Raw genomic sequence first — 1,113 nt, 5'->3', positions numbered from 1 at the left:
CGAGTTGACGCTCGCTCAGACCGGCCGATCTGCAAGCGTAAAGGGCAATTGGTCACTGAACAACGACACATCGAAAGCGGTCGATGTGCAACTGGCAAACTCGGCCTCTTTCAGTGCCAACTTACCAACGGGGCTGACGTGTGGTGCACCGTTTGAATCTAAAGTTTCAGTGGATTATCAGTTTGTTGAAGGGCTTAAGGCGCAATCTTGGCAAAACGTGACGGCGCTAGTGAATGGTATTCCTCTACTTTTGAATAAGCCCAAGACTATCGAGGATGCGCTCACCGATGCGAGTATTAACTCGCGCGGTCAAGAAGTGCAAGGGAACAAAATTTTTGTTCAAACACTATCAGACAAAACGCAGAAAATTGATGACTCATTTGCCGTTTATCTCGATATCGAACACGCGAATTTAGCGGATTTACACATCACGTTGACGTCGCCACAAGGCCAGTCTGTAGTGCTGTTTAACCATCAGCCGAGTCAATCGGGTGGGTTTACGGGCTATTTCACGGTTCAGCACGATCCACAGCTGCGAGCATTGGTTGGAGAGCCTAGTTGGGGAACGTGGCGACTAGAAGTCTCCGATCGGGTGGTCGGCAACTCGGGCGCACTAAAAGCGTGGGGTGTGAGTCACTTTAACCAGTATCAGTGCGGTGCTGATACCACTTCGAAAAGCAACGGCAATGGCTCGGGTGGGAGTGGCTCACCTTGGGCGCTCTTTGGCTTGCTTGTGCTTTCAATGTTGAGAGTGGTTCGCTCTCGTAATAACGATTCATCAAAAAGAAGATAAGACCTATGAAGTTTCAATATTCTCTCATTGTAGTCTCACTGGCCCTTGTTGGTTGTGGTGGCGGTTCTGGTGGTGGTGACGCAACGGCGCCAAGTTACAACGTAGCGGGAACCATTTCTGCGAAAGGTACGTTATTAGATACACCAGTGTGCATCGATCTCAACCAGAATTTTGTGTGTGATGCGACTGAGCCGAGCACAAAAAGTAATAACGCAGGTGAGTTCTCGATTACCTCGACAAACAAGAACATTTTAACCAGTCCAATTTTGGCTCAGGTTGACCAAGGCGATGAGCTCACACTGAACATGATGACGCCGGGA

1 protein-coding gene and 1 pseudogene are annotated in these 1,113 nt (G+C 49.1%); both read left to right on the top strand.

What is annotated here, in order from left to right:
- A partial coding sequence (locus R7Q48_RS24625; protein ID WP_318132730.1) for a proprotein convertase P-domain-containing protein occupies positions 1–793 on the top strand: 793 nt, incomplete at its 5' end.
- Between the two features lie 5 nt (positions 794–798).
- Positions 799–1,113 (top strand): annotated as a pseudogene (locus R7Q48_RS24620) (DUF1566 domain-containing protein); the annotation flags it as partial.

The sequence above is a fragment of the Vibrio sp. 378 genome (assembly GCF_033339435.1).
The sequence above is the reverse complement of the archived record's forward strand: the minus strand, read 5'-3'. Positions and strand labels throughout refer to the sequence as shown.